Source organism: Streptomyces sp. BBFR51, assembly GCF_044591655.1.
In the GTDB taxonomy this organism is placed as follows: domain Bacteria; phylum Actinomycetota; class Actinomycetes; order Streptomycetales; family Streptomycetaceae; genus Streptomyces.
Map to the genome: position 1 here is coordinate 5,779,166 of NZ_CP172448.1, position 18,296 is coordinate 5,797,461.

14 protein-coding genes, 1 tRNA gene and 2 pseudogenes are annotated in these 18,296 nt (G+C 69.5%); 8 read left to right on the forward strand and 9 right to left on the reverse strand.

The window, feature by feature from the left end:
• Nucleotides 1-75: 75 nt before the first annotated feature.
• Complete coding sequence (locus ACGH7X_RS26570) at nt 76-750, reverse strand: hypothetical protein (RefSeq protein ID WP_399888903.1); 675 nt, start codon at nt 748-750, stop codon at nt 76-78.
• 320 nt (nt 751-1,070) lie between these two features.
• Between ACGH7X_RS26570 and ACGH7X_RS26575 the strand changes: the two genes are divergently transcribed.
• Complete coding sequence (locus ACGH7X_RS26575; RefSeq protein WP_399888906.1) at nt 1,071-3,044, forward strand: fibronectin type III domain-containing protein; 1,974 nt, start codon at nt 1,071-1,073, stop codon at nt 3,042-3,044.
• Between the two features lie 76 nt (nt 3,045-3,120).
• The gene (locus ACGH7X_RS26580; RefSeq protein WP_399888909.1) at nt 3,121-4,212 is read left to right on the forward strand and encodes a WxL protein peptidoglycan domain-containing protein; all 1,092 of its coding nucleotides are present in this window, start codon (nt 3,121-3,123) and stop codon (nt 4,210-4,212) included.
• A gap of 102 nt (nt 4,213-4,314) precedes the next feature.
• Here the strand turns inward: ACGH7X_RS26580 and ACGH7X_RS26585 are convergent, their stop codons facing one another.
• On the reverse strand, nt 4,315-5,793 hold the full coding sequence (locus tag ACGH7X_RS26585; protein ID WP_399888912.1) for an MDR family MFS transporter: 1,479 nt from the start codon (nt 5,791-5,793) through the stop codon (nt 4,315-4,317).
• A gap of 96 nt (nt 5,794-5,889) precedes the next feature.
• On the opposite strand from ACGH7X_RS26585, the gene ACGH7X_RS26590 reads away from it, so the two are divergent.
• Nucleotides 5,890-6,459 carry a TetR/AcrR family transcriptional regulator gene (locus ACGH7X_RS26590; RefSeq protein WP_399888915.1) on the forward strand — a complete coding sequence of 190 codons (570 nt, stop codon included), beginning with the start codon at nt 5,890-5,892 and terminating at the stop codon, nt 6,457-6,459.
• 32 nt (nt 6,460-6,491) lie between these two features.
• Here ACGH7X_RS26590 and ACGH7X_RS26595 read toward each other — a convergent pair.
• The 3 genes and pseudogenes from ACGH7X_RS26595 to ACGH7X_RS26605 all read right to left on the reverse strand — a co-directional run.
• Nucleotides 6,492-6,623: pseudogene (locus tag ACGH7X_RS26595) on the reverse strand (DNA-binding protein); the annotation flags it as partial.
• 136 nt (nt 6,624-6,759) lie between these two features.
• Nucleotides 6,760-8,007, reverse strand: coding sequence for a PP2C family protein-serine/threonine phosphatase (locus tag ACGH7X_RS26600; RefSeq protein WP_399888918.1), 1,248 nt, complete (start codon nt 8,005-8,007; stop codon nt 6,760-6,762).
• A gap of 948 nt (nt 8,008-8,955) precedes the next feature.
• Nucleotides 8,956-10,473 (reverse strand): ATP-binding protein, encoded by a 1,518-nt coding sequence (locus tag ACGH7X_RS26605; RefSeq protein ID WP_399888921.1) that lies wholly within the window; start codon nt 10,471-10,473, stop codon nt 8,956-8,958.
• Between the two features lie 317 nt (nt 10,474-10,790).
• Here ACGH7X_RS26605 and ACGH7X_RS26610 point away from each other — a divergent pair, with 317 nt between their 5' ends.
• Nucleotides 10,791-11,684: a hypothetical protein gene (locus ACGH7X_RS26610; protein ID WP_399888924.1), complete on the forward strand. Its 894-nt coding sequence runs from the start codon at nt 10,791-10,793 to the stop codon at nt 11,682-11,684.
• Here the strand turns inward: ACGH7X_RS26610 and ACGH7X_RS26615 are convergent.
• Nucleotides 11,617-12,819: an IS110 family transposase gene (locus ACGH7X_RS26615; RefSeq protein WP_399882081.1), complete on the reverse strand. Its 1,203-nt coding sequence runs from the start codon at nt 12,817-12,819 to the stop codon at nt 11,617-11,619. The genes ACGH7X_RS26610 and ACGH7X_RS26615 overlap by 68 nt on opposite strands.
• 321 nt (nt 12,820-13,140) lie before the next feature.
• Between ACGH7X_RS26615 and ACGH7X_RS26620 the strand changes: the two genes are divergently transcribed.
• Both ACGH7X_RS26620 and ACGH7X_RS26625 read left to right on the forward strand, forming a co-directional pair.
• The gene (locus ACGH7X_RS26620; protein ID WP_399888927.1) at nt 13,141-13,866 is read left to right on the forward strand and encodes a hypothetical protein; all 726 of its coding nucleotides are present in this window, start codon (nt 13,141-13,143) and stop codon (nt 13,864-13,866) included.
• Nucleotides 13,867-14,398: 532 nt separating this feature from the next.
• Nucleotides 14,399-14,722 (forward strand): hypothetical protein, encoded by a 324-nt coding sequence (locus ACGH7X_RS26625; protein ID WP_399888930.1) that lies wholly within the window; start codon nt 14,399-14,401, stop codon nt 14,720-14,722.
• 4 nt (nt 14,723-14,726) lie between these two features.
• On the opposite strand, the gene ACGH7X_RS26630 is transcribed toward ACGH7X_RS26625, so the two are convergent.
• The gene (locus ACGH7X_RS26630) at nt 14,727-15,626 is read right to left on the reverse strand and encodes an alpha/beta fold hydrolase (RefSeq protein ID WP_399888933.1); all 900 of its coding nucleotides are present in this window, start codon (nt 15,624-15,626) and stop codon (nt 14,727-14,729) included.
• Nucleotides 15,627-15,711: 85 nt separating this feature from the next.
• Between ACGH7X_RS26630 and ACGH7X_RS26635 the strand changes: the two genes are divergently transcribed.
• A complete protein-coding gene (locus ACGH7X_RS26635; protein ID WP_399888936.1) occupies nt 15,712-16,302 on the forward strand; it encodes a TetR/AcrR family transcriptional regulator in 591 nt (196 codons plus the stop codon).
• A gap of 174 nt (nt 16,303-16,476) precedes the next feature.
• Here ACGH7X_RS26635 and ACGH7X_RS26640 read toward each other — a convergent pair.
• Nucleotides 16,477-17,123 (reverse strand): annotated as a pseudogene (locus ACGH7X_RS26640) (transposase family protein); the annotation flags it as partial.
• Nucleotides 17,124-17,546: 423 nt separating this feature from the next.
• Nucleotides 17,547-17,618, reverse strand: a tRNA-Arg gene (locus ACGH7X_RS26645).
• 187 nt (nt 17,619-17,805) lie between these two features.
• Here ACGH7X_RS26645 and ACGH7X_RS26650 point away from each other — a divergent pair.
• Nucleotides 17,806-18,291, forward strand: a complete 486-nt coding sequence (locus ACGH7X_RS26650; RefSeq protein ID WP_399888939.1) for a response regulator — start codon at nt 17,806-17,808, stop codon at nt 18,289-18,291.
• Nucleotides 18,292-18,296 lie beyond the last annotated feature (5 nt).

Sequence of the window (18,296 nt, forward strand, 5' to 3'; positions counted from 1 at the left end):
CGGAGCGGCACCGCGGTAAGTGGCGCACCGGCACCCGTCCTTCGGCACCGGTCACGGCGCCCTTCGCGACTCCCCTCAGAAGTCGTCCAACCACACCACGATCCCCGTCCGTCCCGACAGCACCGCCGCCGTGCCCGCCCGTACCGCCGCCGCGCAGCGAGCCGGGGTGAAGGACGCGGCGTCGTACGTCGAGGCCGTGCCGAGGCCCTCGCCGCGGAACGACGCGCCCGTCCAGTCGACCGCCGTGACGTTCTCCGTCGGTTCGGCCAGTTCCGCGCCGACGACCAGGAACTGCTGGTCGAGATGGTTCGGGGTGACCGTGACGAGCGGGTCGACGAGGTCCTCGCCCGCGCTGATGATCAGATCGGGGTCCAGGTCCATCGCCCGGGAGACGGCGGGGACGAGGTCGGAGGCGTCGGCCGCGGTCACGGTCTCCAGGTCGACGTCCTGCTCCCCGGCCCACTCCTGGACCGCGTTCACCAGCGTCCGGGTCGGCCGGTCGTCGCCCCTCGTGACCAGGGCCACGCGGTAGCCGGCCGAGGGCCGTACGCCGGCCCAGGAACCCGGCCGCGGGGTGATGGTCGACTCCGGCGCGGGGGTCGACGCCGGGTCGATGAACCCCGCCCCCAGCCGGCCCACGGCGGACGGGGCCGGGCGCGACGGTGACCCGTCGTCACCCGAGCCGCATCCGGTGAGCAGAGCGGCGGCGGCCACGGTCAGGGCCGCGGCGGCCAGGTGGGGGCGGCGCAAGGGATCGTCCCTCCGGGAGTGCGGTGAAGGTGATGCGGGGGATCCGTGTCCCCGGCGCTCCTCATCCTGCGCCGACGCGCACGCACTTCTCCAACGCCGAGCCCCTGAACGATCACATGTTCGTACACGGTTCGCCGCCCGCTCCCTTGCGGTTCACCGGAGGCCGTGCAGCCACGCCGGCGGCCGGGTGGAGCCCCGAAGTTCAGCCGTATCCCAGGTCGCGTTCGCCCCGTCTTCACCTGCCCCGGAGAGCTTGACGATCTCCACAGCACGCACACAAGTGCAACGGATGCACCGGAAGACGGAAGAAACGACACTCCATGAGATCCATATCCTCCGCACGGGCCGACAGGTCCGTGCGTCGCCGCATGGCCACCGGCGCCACCGCGGCCGTCCTCGGACTGACCGTGTCCCTGGGGGGCGCACTCGCCACGCCCGTGGCCGCGGCCGACTCCGCCACCCTGACCGGCATCGTCCTCGGCGTCGGCGCCAACGAGACCCAGCGCACCGTCAGCTGGTACTCCTCCGCCGACACCGCCCAGAAGATCCAGGTGGCCCCCACCGCCCGGCTCACCGGCGGCGCCTTCCCCGCCGACGCGGCCACCTTCGACGCGCTGGGCGCCGCCAACACGGTGAACGGCGGCCACAACCGCAGCGCCACCATCACCGGCCTGAAGGAGAACACCGCGTACTCCTACCGGGTCGGCGGCGAGGGCAACTGGTCGTCCACGTACTCCTTCAAGACGCAGGACTTCGAGGGCGAGTACGACTTCCTCTTCTTCGGCGACCCGCAGATCGGCTCCTCCGGCGACGTGGCCAAGGACACGGCCGGCTGGAAGGACACCCTCGACGTCGCCTACCAGGCGAACCCGGACGCCGAACTCCTGGTCTCCGCCGGTGACCAGGTCGAGAGCGCCGGCAACGAGACGCAGTGGGACGGCTTCCTCGCCCCCGACCAGCTGCGCCAGTACCCGGTCGCCGCCACCATCGGCAACCACGACGTCGGCAGCAAGGCCTACGAGCAGCACTTCGCCATGCCGAACACGGACCGGTCCGGCGCGTACTACGCCAACGGCGACCCGGACTCCAACACCTCCGGCGGCAACTACTGGTACATCTACAAGGATGTGCTGTTCATCGACATCAACAGCAACAGCTACGCGGGATCCCAGGGCGGCGGCGGAGACGAGGCGCACGCCAAGTACGTCACCGACGTCGTCAACCAGCACGGCGACGAGGCCAAGTGGAAGGTCCTCGTCTTCCACCACTCGATCTACTCGCCCGCCGCGCACGCCAAGGACAAGGACAACAAGGCGCGCCGCGCGGACCTGCCCACCACCTTCTCGAAGCTGGGCGTCGACCTGGTCCTCCAGGGCCACGACCACAGCTACTCGCGCAGCTACGAGATCAAGAACGGCGAGAAGGCGAACCCGGACGAGAAGCCCGGCCAGGGCGACATCTACCCGGGCCCCGGCGGCGTCCTCTACGTCACCGCCAACTCCGCCTCGGGCTCGAAGTACTACGACATCACGAAGCCCGACGACAGCGGCACCAGCGGAGCCGGCAACGGCGCGGACCCGAACGACCCGGACCGCTACTGGTACAACTCGGTGCAGAACCAGGAGCACGTCCGCTCCTACATGAAGGTCCAGGTGCGCGACGACAGGCTCGTCGTGGAGAACCTCCGCAGCGGCACGTGCGCGGCGCCCAACGCCTCGGTCGAGCACGGCAACTGGTGCGACAACACCAGCGAGGACCAGCCGGTCGGCTCCGTCGTCGACAAGGTGAGCATCCACCCGTACCACGGTGACGGCCAGCAGCTCCAGGTCAACGTGCCCGACGCGGCGCCGGGCGAGTTCGGCTGGACCATCGACGGCTACAACGGCCTGGTCGACCTGGGCACCGCCAAGGAGGTCGGCGGCGACCACTTCACCGCCACCGGCAAGATCAACCCGATCGTCGTCTCCGACACCCGCCGCTCGCTCTCCCCGTGGTCGGTGTCGGCCGACGTGAGCGACTTCAAGGACGCCCAGAAGACGTTCTCCGGCTCCTACCTGGGCTGGTCGCCGTACGTCCTCGACCCGGGCGCCGGCGCCAAGGCGGGCACCTCCGTCGCCTCCGGCTACGACGACCGGGGCAAGGGCCTGTCCGTCTCCCGCGGCCTGGGCTCCGCGGAGCAGGGCCACGCCCGCGGCAAGGCCAAGCTGGGCGCAGGCCTGGACCTCAAGATCCCGGACACCGTCGGCAAGGGCGGTTACCGCGCGACCCTCACGATCACCGCGCTGAGCAGCTGATCGACTCGTTTCCCGGCGGGGGCGGACCCGGCCGACCGGCCGAAGCCGCCCCCGCCCCCTCCAGGAGAACCCCGAGATGCACACCTCCGCACCCCACCGCCGCCGTCCCGCCCTGCCCCTCCTGCGCACCCTGGCCACGGCTCTGCCGGCGGCTCTCCTGACGGCCTTGGCCTTCACCGGTCTCACCACCGCCCCCGCCCGGGCGGCCGACGGCGACGTCACCTGGACCGTGCGGACGGCCTCCAACTCCTACGGCGAGGACCGCTCCAGCTTCAGCTACGGCGTCAATCCCGGCGGCGAGGTCGAGGACGCCATGGTCGTCGCGAACCGCGGCAAGACCGACCTCACCCTCGCGGTCTACGCCGCCGACGGCTACACCACCGAGAAGGGCCAACTCGACCTGCTCACCCGGGGCGAGAAGTCCACCGGCGTCGGCACCTGGCTGCGGGCCGGCCGCGACACGGTCAAGGTCGCCCCCGGCAAGGCCGCCGAGATCCCCTTCACCGTCAAGGTCCCCGACAACGCCACCCCGGGCGACTACGTCGGCGGCATCCTCACCTCCCTGCGACAGTCCGACGACACCGAGGGCATCGCCGTCGACCGCCGCCTCGGCATCCGCGTCAAGCTGCGCGTCAGCGGCGCCCTGAAGCCCACGCTCGCCGTCGAGGACCTGCACGTCGACTACCACGGCACCGCCCACCCCTTCGGCCAGGGCGACGCCACCGTCACCTACACCCTCCACAACACCGGCAACGCGCTCCTCTCCGGCGCCCAGAACGTCACCCTCACCGGCCCCTTCGGCATCCTGAGCACCGACGCCGGAAAGATCCCGGCCCCGCCGGAGCTGCTCCCCGGCGAGAAGTGGAAGGTGCGGATACCGGTGCACGACGTCACCCCGGCCTTCCGTCTCACCGCCGAGGCGACCGTCACCCCCGTCATCACCGACGCCGCCGGCTCCGCGACCTCCCTGAAGCCGGTCCACGCCACCACCACCGGCTGGGCGGTCCCCTGGCCCCTCGTCCTCCTGGTCGTCCTCGCCGTCACCGCAGCCGTGGTCACCGTCCTGCTGCGCCGCCGAACCCGGGCCCGCCGCAGGTCCCGCGAGGACGCCCGCGTACAGGAGGCCGTCGAACAGGCGCTGCGCGACCGCGCGGACCAGTCGGCCTGACGGGGCGCGGCAGGCGGCTCAGTCAGCACGACGCGCGGCCGCGCGACCCAAGGGCCGGAAAGACTGTCGCCCCCACCACTCCGACCCGGGACACCCCGATCGTTAGGCTTCGGTGGGTTCTCCGGCAGGCACGGTGTCCTGGACCACCACTTCCGGGCCGGTTCGGCCCGGCAGCAGGAGGCACAGCGGAACGGCCGCGGCGGTGAACGCGGTGGACCACCAGAAGGCTTCACCGAACCCGGAGGCCAGGGCGGCGGGCGTATGGGCGCCGGCCGTGGCACGTTCCAGGATCATGACCAGGACCGCGATGCCCACGGAACCGCCGACCTGCTGGGCGACTCGGCTGATGCTGGAGGCGGCCGGGATCTCCTCGGGTTCCAGCCCGACGAAGGCAGCGCCCATGATCGCGATCATGGCCCCTCCCAGCCCGAGTCCCCGCACGAACAGCACGGCCATCAGCGCGATGTTGCTCGTGGAGGCGCCGACGAAGCCGAACGGCACGGTGGCCGCGAAGGTGAGGGCGAAGGCGGCGACGGCGACGGGGCGCGAGCCGAAGCGGTCCATGTACCGGCCGGCCAGCGAACGGGAGAGGAGGGCGCCCACGCCCGTCGGGATGAGCAGCAGCGCGGCGCCCAGGGCGGATTCGCCGCGTACCTGCTGCCAGTACAGCGGCAGCAGGAGCATGGTCCCGTACAGGGCGGCGCCGGTCAGGAACACCAGCGCCGAGGACGAGGCCAGGGCGCGGTGGCGCAGCAGCCGGATGTCGAGCAGGGCGTCCGGTCCGCGCCGCAGCGCCCACAAGGTGTATCCGGCGAGCAGAGCCACCCCGGCGATCAGCGGCAGGGCCACCCTGAGTCCGGCCGGGCCCTCGGATCCGGAGAGCTGTATCAGGCCGTAGACGACGGCGGCGATGCCGGGTGAGAGCAGCAGCATGCCCACGGTGTCCAGGCGGGGGCGGGTGCCGGGCCGGGGCCCGTCAACGGGAAGGTTGCGCAGGGCGAGGTAGCCGCCGACGACGCAGAAGGGCACGTTGAAGAGGAAGATCCAGCGCCAGTCGCCCAGGTGCAGAAGGGCACCGCCGATGACCGGGCCGACGATGGGACCCAGGGCGGTGGGCACGGTGATCAGGGACATGACCCTGCCGATGTTGCGGCCCTTGGCCGCCTGCATGACCAGGGTGAACATCAGCACCATCATCGTGCCGCCGCCGATGCCCTGGACCACCCGGAAGGCGATCAGGCTCTGGACGTTCCACGCTCCGGCGCACAGCAGCGACCCGATGAAGAACATGCCCAGGCCGGCGATCCACAGGCGCTTGCCGCCCAGGACCGACTGAGCCCATCCGACGGCCGGCATCGTGGCGGACAGGGCCAGCAGGTAGGCGGTGGTCACCCACTGCGTGGTACTGAGCGACGTGTGGAGCTGCCCGGCGAGGCCGTCGATGGCGACGCTCATGATCGTGGTGTCGAAGATGACGGCGAGTGCGCCGATGATCAAGGTGTAGGTCAGGCGTCGCAGGGCCGGGTCGATCTGGTCGGCACCTGCGGCGACGGATGGCGGCTCGGCGCCCTTGGCGTTCATGAACACCCCTTAGGATAGACAGCTCTATCTTATCGAGGTCAGACTAAGCCGCTAGAATTAGATAGGCAAGTCTATCTAACGGTGTGAGGGGTTCGGATGGCCGAGCGACGCCGCGGAGCGGCACTGGAGAAGGCACTGCTCGACGCGGCCTGGGAAGAACTCGCCGACAACGGCTACGCCCGGTTCACCATGGACGCCGTCGTCAAGCGCGCGGGCACCAGCCCCACGGTCCTCTACCGCCGATGGTCCGACCGCGACGCACTCGTCCGGGCGACCATCCCCCACGTCCTGCGCAAACACGTCCACGACGTGCCCGACACCGGATGCCTGCGGGAGGACGTCCTCACCCTCATGCGGGAGATCAGCGCCACCCGCCTCCAACTCGTCACTGTCATGAGCGTGAACCTGGCCAGCTACTACCAGGAGACCGGAACCGGCCCCGGCGACCTGGTCGATCCCACCACGACAGGGCGCAAGGAGGCCCTCGACGTACTCTTCGACCGCGCCGTCGAACGCGGCGAGATCAAACCGGAACTCCTCACCGAACGCATCAAGTCACTCCCCTTCGACCTGCTGCGCCACGAGTTCCTCACGACCTTCGCCCCCGTACCCGACCATGTCCTCGAAGAAATCGTCGACACGATCTTCCTCCCCCTGGTGCGCTGAACCTGCCGCACCCGCGGGCGGACTCGCCGGCGCAGACCGGCGCTGGCGAGGAGGGCGGCGGCGTGACGGGCGATGTGCTCCGTGACTGGTTCGACGACTGGGCGGGACAGGGTCCATTCCAGAGCCGGGCGATTGATCCGTGGGTGGATCACCTCCACGAGCGTAGGCCGTCGGCGCGGGCGAGGGGGTCACGCGGCGCTCGCCCCGCCTCGGGTCTGCCGCTCCCGCGCTTGACGAAGTTGGTCGTGCAGACCGTTGCGCCTTGACCGACATGTGTGGTGGCAATCAAGGACGAGCTGTTCAGAGGGTGGCGAGGTGGTCGGCGGTGCCTCCGCGCCATTCGATGAGGAAGAGGGTCGCGTCATCGCTGGTGCTTCCGCCCCGTTCCCTTTTCAGCGTGTGTGAGAGGGAGCGCACTACTCCTCGCACGCCTTCTTCGCACCTTGCGACGCGTGCGACGCGGTTGATGCAGTCGATGAGTCGTTCCTCGCCGAACTGTTCCCCTCCGCGTTCATGCTCTTCGATGAGACCGTCCGTGAAACACAACACCCGGTCGCCGCGCTGCAGCGTCATCTCGCTGACCTGGGGCTCGTGACCGCCGACACCGACCGGCAAGGTGGTTGGTCCCACCAGCCGCTGGACGACCTCGCGGTCACGGATGAGCAGGGGGGCCGGGTGCCCTGCATTGACCCATTGCAGCCTGCCCGTCATCACATCCAGGCGCAGCATCTGCGCCGTGACGAACTCCTCGGCCCCGAACTGCTCCGCGACGGTCCGGTCCATGGAGGTGTACATCTCGGACAGGCCGGTGCCGGCGCGTCTGGCGTGCCGGTAGGCGCCGACGGCCATGGTCGCCATGCCGGCAGAGCCCAGACCGTGACCCATCGCGTCGATCACGGCGGCATGCAGGATGTCGCCGTTGAGTGCGTAGTCGAAGCTGTCGCCCGCGATGCGGTAGGCAGGCTCCAGGATGCCGGAGACCGCGACCAGGGGAGTGGTCATCGTGAGCGGGGGCAGCAACGACCATTGGATTTCCGCGGCCACGCTCATCGGGGCGCGACGCCGGGCAAGGAAGAACTGGTCGGTGAAGGAGTCCTTGGTGACGATCATGTCGGCGACCAGGCAGGCGAGGCGCCGCAGCAGGCGCCGTTCGTCGTCATCCACCGTGTCCAGGGTTACCGCCATCACCCCCACCTGGTCGCTGCCGTCCAGCAGAGGCATGTACATCCGCACACCGTCGTCCTGCCGCTCCTCGACGGTCTTCGCACGCAGGAAGGACTCACCCGCCGCGGAGCCGTCGACCGGCTCGGGCTCGCCGAGAACCAGCCCCCTGCCCGGTACCGGCACCAGAACCATGTGCTCGTAGTCCTGCAACATGAGAGAGACCTCGCGGCCCCCCATCCTGCCCACCTCTTCAGCGACGAGCGGGCCGATCAGGTGGGGCGGCATCTCGTGTTCCCGGTCAAGCAGCAGCCCGAGCAGCCGTTCACCGAACCCTTCGGACCGGTCCACATCCGGGGCGCCGACCTTGCGCTTAGGTTTGGTCACAAGTTGTCCGTGTCCTTACTGAGCCGCCGCCGAGCCCGTCGGTCACAGCCTGTTGCGATCTGATCTCCGCAGCCCTGATCAGGTGAGAATCGCTGCGGTTCCGAATCAGCGTGTACGTGAACGTAAGCCGATTCGCGACCACTGTGGGGCGATACGGACCCGGCGGTGTAACGGGTGGTCAGGTTGGCCTCGGAGATCGCCCTGCCGACCTCGGCCGGTACGTACGCCTCGCCTGCGTCGTCGTCACCGAACGCCACCCGCGGACGCCCCTCACGTACCCGGGACGGGCTCTCCGGGTCGCCGACGGTGGTCTTCGCCGACACTGTCAGACCTTTGTGCGGCGGCGGCTTCTTCTGTCTCGCCGGCATGGGGCACGACACAATTCTTCACCACCGTGTTCCGCGACACCTTGCACCGCCGAGCAAGCTCCCGCCCCGACAACGTCAGGCAAAGGTCAACTCACCCGACCTGTACACACCTGGACCCCGACACGACCGTCACCAACGGACCACAGCCTGGCCGAACCAACGCACACAAGCCCCAATTGCTCCATCAGTGGCGTGTCACACCCAGCCAAACAAGGGCGAGACGGCTTCACTTGCTTTGAGCCCGACCGAACCGGCATCCGCCCGCACATACGCGAAGACCCCGTTCTCAGCGAACTCGCTGATGGCGGGGTCTTGGGCACTTCCTGCGAAGTGCCCCCGGCAGGATTCGAACCTGCGCACACGGCTCCGGAGGCCGGACGTTTCCCAAGAGTTTTCGCAGGTCAGCGGGGTACCTGACGGTACGTTAGCCCCGCTGTCCCACGTATGTCCCGCGGGAATGAAATGTCCTATTTGGGGCGGCAGCCGCGCTTTCGCGTGCCGGTCAGCGTCGATCCCGCCCCGGTCGGCCACCAGGGCTGGGCCCATGGCGCCCCCGTGACTCACGCAACCCCGGCTTATGTCATGTCAGGCCGTGGATGGGGCCTTCGCCGTACAGTGCGCTGATGTCGACCAGGAGGACGTCGCGGCGGTGTTTGGCGGCGTCGATGGCATCGGGATGGAAACCGTGCAGGGAGAACAGGGCGAGGGTCGCGTCATCGGGCCGGTGCCCCTGGTCGGCGAGGAGGGTCCGGATGTGTTCGAGGCGCTCGAGGTCCTGGAGTCCTCGGGGTTGGACGGTGGCCTTGGCCTCACCGATCAGGGTGATGGCGGCTCGCGGGTTTTGAGGGCGTTCGCCGGGGGCCATGGCGAGCAGGTCGACCTCGTGCTTGGTCCGGGCGGTCGGGTCGGCGATCTCCGCTGTGCCCACCGCGCCGAGCGACAGCCCGGTCTCGTCGATGGCGAAGGAGCGGGCCCACTCGCGCGCGGTCTCCTCGAAATGCGGGCCGAGGATCTTCGAGTGGTACGTCGGCCGGGACGACTGCCACACCTGGGCACCGCGCCGTCGTTCCACCAGGTCCACCATGGGCAGGGTGATCAGCTGGTTGAAGCGGATCACCGGGTCCGCCACGCTGATGGCCGGGTGCCGCGCTTTGAGCAGGTCCTGCTCCTTGCGGACGTAGCCGGTGGACTCGAGCACCTCAAGCGGGGCGACCATGGCGGAGCGGGACCGTTCCAGCATCGAGCCGACCTTCGCCGGGGTCGAGGCGCCCCGGGCGACCGCGGACAGTACGTCGTAGTACAGCGTGCGGTGGGTGATCCGCGGGTCCTCGCGCAGCAGGTACTCCGCCTCCACCCGGGAGTACAGGGCCCGTCCCGGGTCCAGCAGGGTGCGTTCCACCCAGGGCGCGAACTCGGCCTCCCTCTGCGGGGGTTGCCCGGCGGCCAGCGGCCGATAGCCGGGGGCGCCGCCCAGCACGGAGTCGACCTGCAGTGCCACCGCCGGGTCTGCGATCCCCCAGTGGGTGCGGGCCGTGCGGTAGTCGAAGGCCGGCAGACGCAGGTCCAGAACGGCTCGGCCGCGCAGCGGCTTGGTCCCGGACAGCAACTCGGACATCACGCTCATCGCCGAGCCGCACAGCACGATCCGGCCGCCTGGCGCCTTGCCGGACTGCGACTGGTCGTAGAGCAGTTGCAGGAACCCGGGGATCTCCGGGGAGTGCTGCAGCAGGTACGGCAGCTCGTCGATGACGATCAGCGGCGCCCCCGAGGCCCGGTTCACCACGTCCAGCGCGGCGGTGAGCACATCCCGCCAGTCGTCCAGTCGCATCGCCCGGGGCCGCACACCCGCGTGCGCGGCGATCGTCTCGGTGAACCGGTGCAGCGCGGGAACCCGGCCTTCCTCCTGTACAGCGGTCAGGTACAGCCCGCCCACTGCTTCAGCGAGCGCCTCGAGCAGGAACGACTTCCCGTTTCTCCGGCGCCCCGAGACGCTGGCCAGTCGCAGCTCGGTGGATGGATCGGCGAGAAAATCGTTCAGGAGGGCCCACTCGTGCTCACGGTCAAGCAGTCGCCCCGGCTTGTCGATCTGTTCAGCCACGGCTCTCCCTTTTTTGTTCAGGTATGCCTGCACAGTATCGGTACAGGTGAACCTTAACCCTCCTCCCACGGTGTCACGCTGCGGGTGACCCGCTCACATGGTTTTCCCGATCGGCGGCCGTGCCCGTCCGGCCGCGTGCCTCCTGATGGCGTTCCGTGATCAGTCGGCGACGGACGGGAGTGACTCCGCACCGTGACCGGCTCTGTACGGTGTTCGGGTGACACACGAAGCGGAATCCGGTCTGGCCGTTTTGCTCTCTTCTCTCCTGGGGCACGGAGCATGGCGAACGTCTTGATCCAGTGGCCGCGGACGCGGTCGTGTACCTGCTAGCCCTGAGCGGCGCCAAGGTACGCGACGGGCTGCCCGAGGCCACCCCCGACCTGGTACGGGCTGTGCTGCTCGAGGCGCTGCCGGTGTTCCTGTCCGTCACACCGGGCGAGGAGGGCGCGGCACTCGCGGTACTGCGCGTGCTGGCGGACCGCACCAGAGCGGACGGGCGGCTCAACACCAAGCGGCACGCGCGGTTGCGCGAGGCGATCGACAAGTGCGCCGAGGAGCACCTGCGGGTGATGTGCGACCCGCGCGAGTTGACGCTCCCTCGCTTCTGGGGCGGCCTGCTGCGGTCGCGCGGTGTCGACGTTCGGGACGCGCAGGTGGTGCGCGGCGAGTTGGGGGAACTGGCGCGGTTGCCGTACGCGGAGCGTGCCGGGCTGCTGTCCCTGCCCGACGCGACGGAGACCCCGGAGTCGGACGCGGGCTCCCTGCGCGCGGGCCCGGCGGCGTGGGCGCTCGGCCCCTACCGGCGCGGACTGGCGATGGAGCGGCAGGCGGTGGCCGCGGTGGTGCTGGGGCAGCGCCTCGCCCTGTGTCTGGCCGAGTCGGATGAGGCGCCATGGGTGCCGGACCCTGCTGGACTCAGAGCAGGTGGCGCGTCTGATGGATGCCGATGGAGTGGACGAGTGGACCGAGGCGGTCACGAAAGCCGGGTTGCGCGTGGCCCGCCGGTGGTCGCTCGAGCCGGCCGAACTGCCGACGGCGCTTCCCGCTCCGGGTCCGCGGCCGGACGATATGGCGCTGTTTACCGCGGTGGGCAAGGTGGTCGAACAGTACGACATGCTGCGGGGGGTGCCTCTATGTCTTTCGTCAAGCGAGGCGTGGGGTTCGGTGTTCGTAGAAAGTGCCGTCTCGGAGCATCGCGAACAGCACGCTGATCCGCTGTCGGGCGAGGCGGAGAAGAGCCTGCGTGTGGGTCTTTCCTCTGGCTCGGCATCGGTCGTAGTAGGTCCGGGAGGCGGGATCGTGCAGGGCGGCGAACGCGGATAAGAACATCGCGCGTTTGAGCTGCCGGTTGCCGCCTCGTGGTGCGTGTTCGCCGTGGATCGAGGTTCCCGACGACTTTGTCGCGGGTGCGAGGCCGGCGTAGGAGGCCAGGTGGGCGGCGGTGGGGAAGCTGGTGCCGTCGCCGACGGTGACCAGCAAGGTGGCAGCGGTCCTGATCGCGATCCCCGGCATCGAGATCAGGACCTGGGAAAGAGGGTGCTTCTCCAACAGCTGCCCGATCTGTGCTTCCAGAGCTCGGCGCTGTTCGTGAACAGCCGCGAGCGAGCGGGCCAGCGACGGGACGACGATGTCGAGCGTGCCGGTGCCGGGAACGACGACGGTCTGCTCGTCGAGCGCGTCGAAGATCTCGTCGATCAGCCGCTGGGCCATGCGCGGGGCCTTGGGCCGGATTCCGTCAACGAGCCTGCGGCGTCCGGCTTTTCGCAGTGCGGCGGGGGAGCCGTAGCGTTCCAGCAGCCAGGTGACGGCCTGGTGGTCCAGGCGTGGGCCGAGGGCGCGTTCCAGGCTGGGGTGGAATTGGGTGAGCAGACCGCGTATGCGGTTGGAGGTGCGGGTGGCCTCGGCCGCGAGGTCCTGGTCGAAGCCGACGAGGACGGTCAGCTCGGCGGTGATCTCGTCGGTGAGTTCCAGGGACCGCAGGGTGTGGGGCATGGTGCGGGCGGCGTCCGCGATGACCGCGGCGTCCTTCGCGTCGGTCTTGGCCTCGCCCGGGTAGAGGTCGGCGATCCGCCGCATCGCCAGGCCCGGCAGGTAGGCGACCTTGCAGCCCGCGTCTCTTGCGACGGTCAGCGGCAGGGCTCCGATAGAGGCGGGCTGGTCCACGACCAGCAGGACGGTGCCGAACTTCGCGGCCAGCTTGTCGAAGACGGCCCGCAGCTTCGGCTCGCTGTTGGGCAGGGGCTTGTCGAAGACCTTCTTGCCGGCCGGGGTCAGTCCATGGCCGTGATGGGCGGTCTTGCCGACGTCCAGGCCGAGGAAGACGTCCACGTCGCCGGTGTCGAACATCGTGCTCTCCACTTCCTTTGGCACGGCTGGCCTGGGCATCGGTGTCGTACGCGCGCATCCACGTTATGCAGACCTGCCGCCCGTGAACTGCCCGGTATTGCACCGGACCGGACGGTGGCCGGACCTCTCATCAGCGTCTCCGACGGCACCTCTCGGGCCCGGTGAACACCACCCCCCAGGTCATACGGTTCAACAGGGGGACACAGTCATGCCGGGCTCGGAGGCCAGCGGCCCTCTTGCAGGACCGCGGAAAACATAACGGGGAGGGGGGAGGAACCCTTCGCACCGCCGCACCCGCTACCCACAAACCGGGACGGCTTCGTGTCCGTGCTGTGCGGCAGCGGGTTGCTCGCGCCCGCCGCGCAGCTCGCCGCGTCCCCGCCCGCGGACGCCAACGCGGAGGGGGCCGACTTCGCGCTCGCGACCGGTTTTCTCGTCCTGGACGAGGAAGGCAGGCCGCTGCCCGGGCCGTCCCTGGAGGCATGGCGTGAGCGGAACGCGGGCGAACTGGCGGCTCTCGCCGTGCGCGCCCTGGTGGAGCTGTGCGCGCGACTGGGCACGGATCCGGACCTTGGGGAAGACTTCGAGGGTGAGATCCTGGGCGATCTGGTGGCACTCCAATGCGCGGCGGGCGAGACCCGGTCGGTGGCGCGAGACGCGGCTGTGGCGGCCGACTGGGTGGTACCGCCAGAGGCGTCACTCGCCGCTCTGGTGCGCGGACCCGGGGACTCCACGGAGTCGGAGGAGTCCGGGTACACGGCGGAGGCGTACCGCCTGCCGTCGCTGCCCGAACTCGAACGACTGCTGCAGCTGGGCCCGTTGGACGAACAGGACGCCGCCGAGCTGGCGCCGGAGGCTCGGCGGCTGGCCGGCCCGCCTGGATCTGCTGGCGGCGGCCGATGTGGTGTGGCGGCGCGGCGACGCGTACGGGCTGACCCCGCTGGGCGCTGCGGTGCTTCGCGAGGCGCTGCTGCTGGTGTACGGCGGTGGCTGGCCACCGCGTACCGGGGAGTCGGCGCCGGAGACAGACGGGTCCGCCACGAGTGACAGGGAGGGGCAGCGGTGGACGCCGTCGAACCTGGCGGAGCGCTTCCCCACCGTGGAGGCGATGGTCGCGATGGATGCCGCACAGCTGGTCCCCGCTGCGCGGCGGTGGGACGATCCCACCGCCCACCGGGTGCTGCGCCAGTGGGTTGCGGGCGGCGAGGGGCCCGAGGCGCGCTGGCCGAGGCTGCTCGCGGCACTGGCGGCCTCCTTCCCCGCTCTCGGCTCCGCTCGCGCGGGGGGACCCCCATCGTCCACGGATCTGCTGGGGCACCGCAGGCTGGTCGACCGGCCCCGCCTACGATCCGTCAGCAGGTCGGCACACTGTGAGAACGCGGGAGGGTGCGGGGGATGCAGGAGCGGCAGCGGATCACCGCCCGCCGGAGCGAACTAGACGCTCTTGCCTAGGAATTGGGCAAGCAACTCCAGGAGGCAGGCCGAGCGGCACGAACTGGCGATCGCGGAGCGGAGTGTTGAACCGCCTGGCCGAGCAGGCCCGGGCCGATGCCGGGCTGTCGCTCCGGCATCGGCGAAGGTGGCCGGGCGGGCAGTCCTGCTCATCCCGCACCGCGGCGACGCGGCCGACGAGGGCGGGCTGCCCGGCGACTACCGCAAGATCCTTGCGATCGTGCGAGAGGTGGACGGCCCGGTGCAGGTCAGGGCGGTCGGCGAGCGGCTGGGGCTGGACGCCTCGGTACACGGCAAGCTGGAACCTTTGGGGGCGAAGATGACCAAGCTCGCCGCCCGGGGCTGGCTGCACAAGCGGGGCGATCGGGCGGTTCACGGCACGTCCGTAGGCGCGCGGGGCGGGCCCGTAACTGACGGGCCCCGACGGCAATGGGGATCGCCCTCCTGCTAGAGCACTAACGGCCGCTGAAGAAGTCGGTGAGGGCGGCGGCGACGGCCTCGGGCTGCTCCTCGGGGATGTAGTGACCGGCGTCGGGCACGATGACGCCGGTCACGTTCTCGGCCCACGGGCTGATGGAGGCCGCCATATCCGGGATCGAGCCGTGGCTGCTGGAGATTCCGAGGACGGGCGCGGTCAGTCGCCGTTGCTCGAGTGCTGCGCGGTTCTTGCGCGCGGACTCGGCGGCGTCTCGGTAGTAGGCGAGGCCGGCGCGCAGGCCGCCATCGACGGCGAGGGCCGCGCCGTAGTGGTCGAGCTCTGCTTCCTCGAACGCGTCGGGCGCGAGGGACTTGGTCTTCAGGAACCAGCCGATGTACTCCCGCTCGCGGCCGGCTATCAGAGTCTCGGGAAGATCGGGCACCACGTGGAACGCGAAGTGCCAGGTCTTGAACGCCAGAGTCGGGTCGAGGGGGATCGCTTCCGGCATGGTGATTCCGGGAATTCCGGCGTCGAGCAGCGCGACCCCGTGCAGTCGGCTCTCGTAGTTCAGGGCGAGGGAGAAGGCGACCCAGGCGCCGATGTCGTGCCCGGCGAGCCCGTAGTCGCGCACGCCGAGAGCGTTCACGGCGGCCTGGATGTGCGCGGCGACCGTGTGCGTGTCGTAGCTGAGCTGCGGATGCTCGGAATTGCCTTGGCCCGGCCGGTCGATCGCTATGACCCGGAACCGATCGGCGAGAGCAGGCATGACCTTTCGCCAGGCCCACCACGTCTGCGGGAACCCGGTGAGCAGGACGACGGCCGGTCCGTCCGGCCGACCGCCTTCGACGGCGTGCAGGCGGACGCCGTCGGCGTCGACCCAGCGGTGCGTGAATCCGGCCAGGTCATGCAGGGGCAGGGCGGGGACGGGGTTGGTCATGGGAATCCTCCATCGAGGCGGGTGGACCGTGATTCGACGCTAGCACGTCTTGAACTGGTCAGTCCAAGATGGGAGGATGGGCCGCATGGCAGGCAAGAAGCAGTTCGACATGGACACGGTGCTCGACGCCGCGATGATCCAGTTCTGGCGCTCCGGCTACGCCGACACCTCACTCGACGACCTGTCCCGGGCGACCGGCCTGAACCGCAGCTCGATCTACTCCTCGCTCGGCGACAAGGACGCGCTCTTCCTTCGCTGCCTGGATCGCTACGCCACGCGCTACGGCGACAAGTTCGACGCCGCCCTCTCGTGCGCGGCCGAAGACCCCGTCGCCGCCGTCCGTGCGTTCTTCGATGTCACCCTGGGGCGCATCGCCGACCCCGCCGTGCCCGACGGATGCCTGATGGCCCAGTCGGTCATGGCGAGTCCGGCGCTGAGCCCGAGCGTCGCAGACCATGTCAAAGAGTTGTTCGGCCTACAGCGCCCGCGCCTGCGCACCGCGCTGAAGGCCGGCGGAATGTCCGACGAAAACGCCGAGGACTTCGCCGTACACGTAGCGGCCGTGAACCAGTCTCTCGCGGTGATGGGTAGGGCCGGGTCGAGCCCGGAGCAACTCCGGGCGATCGTCGGTGTGACCGTCGACGCGCTCGCGCGGGTGCTGAGACCGGTCGGGTAGCTGGCATATCAAATTTCTGTCTGAGAGTCACAGGCGCTTCTCAATGTTCGGAGGGGCAAGACAGATGGCTGATGTAGCCGGCGTCAACCTTGGCGGGTTGGAGGAGTCGTCCCTCTGGGAGTGAGCCTTTCCATCTTGATCAGGCGGCGAGTTCGAGGGCGACGACGGCCCGGACACGACGGCAGTGATCCGGGTGGTGCTGCAGCGGAGCTTCCGCAGGAGCCGCCAGGACTTGAGGACCGCCATGGTGCGTTCACCGAGACTGCGGATCTTCGCGTGGTCCCCGTTGTGACGTCGGCGCCAACCACGCAGGTTCTTGCCACGGATCGGAACACGGATCGCAGGGCCCGCGCCGCGGTCAGGTCGTGGGTGGCTCCCGGCAGTGCGTCCGAGGCCCAGATCAGACGTCCGGCGGGGTCGGTGAGGACCTGCACGTTCATCCCGTGGTGCTTCTTCTTCCCGGAGTAGTACGGCCGGTCAGCGGCGATGCAGTCGATCGGCAGCACGGTGCCGTCGAGGATCACGTATGCCTTCTTCCGGACAGTCGTCATGGCCTGTTCCAGCGTGGGCGCGAGGGCGGCCAGGAGGTCGACGGCCTCGTGTATGTAGCGGTAAGCCGTGGCGACCCCGATGCGGAAGCCCGCGGCGAGGCGTGCGTATGTGTCGCCGCAGCGCAGGTGGGCCAGGACGAGCAGGGCCTGTCGGCCGCAGGTCAGACGACGCCACCGGGAGCCGATCCGACGGCGGTGACCTGCGAGAAGACCGGAGAGGCGTTGCAGGGTGCGGCTGGACAGATCGACGCCGGACGAGTAGACAAGCACGCGAAAGCTCCTGGCGGACTGGTGATCTTGGTCGTGAACCCGTCTACCAGGAGCTTTCTTCATGCCCGCCGCCGGGGCTGCCGGTCCAACCACCCGTCAGGTTGGAAACGGCTCACTGGCCTGGGAAAATGAAACGGCGCGTCTCTCCGTCTGTCTTGTGACCGTCCTCATCGGCAAACATGCAGGTCGCAATCGGTGTCCTTCGGCGACGACTCCGCCTTGCGACTCTCCGTCCCGCGTATGTCCCGCGCGAAGCGATTCTGCGGGATCGGACATTTCGGATTTCGTCCGCCTGGCGCCATAAAGTCGCAGGTCGAAGCCCTCTCGGGTCGAGTGTTCATGGCCAAGTCGACCGTGTGCGTCTTGGCATGCACAAGAAAGGCGCTGAACCGCGTTTCCGCTGTTCAGCGCCTTGATCCGGAGTGCCCCCGGCAGGATTCGAACCTGCGCACACGGCTCCGGAGGCCGTTGCTCTATCCCCTGAGCTACGGGGGCGTGTCCGTCGCGGTGATGTTGCTCGCGGCGACGGGTAGAACACTACCAGCTTGCCCGGGGTGGTCATGAACGGGTTTTCGCGGGTCGTGGCGCCTGTGCGGGGGTGGCCGCGGGGCGTTGTCCCCCGCACGGGGTGGAAGTGGGGAAAACCCGGACGCGGTGGCCGGTCCGGACCTACTCTCGAGTTGTGCCTAGGGCGTCTGGCCGGGTTCTTGTTGTGGACGACAACAAGGTCATCCGGCAGCTGATCAGGGTCAATCTCGAGCTGGAGGGCTTCGAGGTCGTGACCGCGGGCGATGGTGCCGAGTGTCTGGATGTCGTCCATCAGGTGCGGCCCGACGTCGTCACGCTGGACGTGGTCATGCCCCGGCTGGACGGGCTCAGGACCGCCGCCCGGCTGCGTGCCGATCCGCGTACCCGGGACCTTCCGATCGCGATCGTCAGCGCGTGCACCCAGTACGAGGTCGACGCGGGGTTCGCCGCGGGGGCCGACGCGTTCCTCTCGAAGCCGTTCGAGCCCGCCGAGCTCATCGGTCTCGTACGGCAGTTGGCCGAGCGGAAGATCCGTGGGGTCGGGGCGGCTTCCGCTGCCGCGACCGGCTCGGCGTCCGGGGTCTCCCTGCCGAGGGCCCGCGGTCGCGCGGGGGAGAACGAGTCGACCGCGCAAGCGTGAGCGTC